Below are 868 nucleotides of genomic sequence, written 5' to 3' on the forward strand. Positions count from 1 at the left end.
GGATTCCAGCCATGTCAAGGGTAGGTAAGGTTTTTCGCGTTGCATCGAATTAATCCACATCATCCACCGCTTGTGCGGGTCCCCGTCAATTCCTTTGAGTTTTAATCTTGCGACCGTACTCCCCAGGCGGTCTACTTCACGCGTTAGCTGCGTTACCAAGTCAATTAAGACCCGACAACTAGTAGACATCGTTTAGGGCGTGGACTACCAGGGTATCTAATCCTGTTTGCTCCCCACGCTTTCGTGCATGAGCGTCAATCTTGACCCAGGGGGCTGCCTTCGCCATCGGTGTTCCTCCACATATCTACGCATTTCACTGCTACACGTGGAATTCTACCCCCCTCTGCCAGATTCTAGCCTTGCAGTCTCCAATGCAATTCCCAGGTTGAGCCCGGGGATTTCACATCAGACTTACAAAACCGCCTGCGCACGCTTTACGCCCAGTAATTCCGATTAACGCTTGCACCCTACGTATTACCGCGGCTGCTGGCACGTAGTTAGCCGGTGCTTATTCTTCAGGTACCGTCATTAGCAAGAGATATTAGCTCTCACCGTTTCTTCCCTGACAAAAGAGCTTTACAACCCGAAGGCCTTCTTCACTCACGCGGCATTGCTGGATCAGGCTTTCGCCCATTGTCCAAAATTCCCCACTGCTGCCTCCCGTAGGAGTCTGGACCGTGTCTCAGTTCCAGTGTGGCTGGTCGTCCTCTCAGACCAGCTACTGATCGATGCCTTGGTAGGCTTTTACCCTACCAACTAGCTAATCAGATATCGGCCGCTCCACGAGCATGAGGTCTTGCGATCCCCCACTTTCATCCTTAGATCGTATGCGGTATTAGCGTAACTTTCGCTACGTTATCCCCCACTC

1 rRNA gene is annotated in these 868 nt (G+C 52.0%); it reads right to left on the reverse strand.

Annotated features, from left to right (window positions below):
• Nucleotides 1-868 (reverse strand): 16S ribosomal RNA (locus GCN78_RS28810); the annotation flags it as partial.

The sequence above is a fragment of the Janthinobacterium rivuli genome (assembly GCF_009208735.1).
Taxonomy (GTDB): domain Bacteria; phylum Pseudomonadota; class Gammaproteobacteria; order Burkholderiales; family Burkholderiaceae_D; genus Janthinobacterium.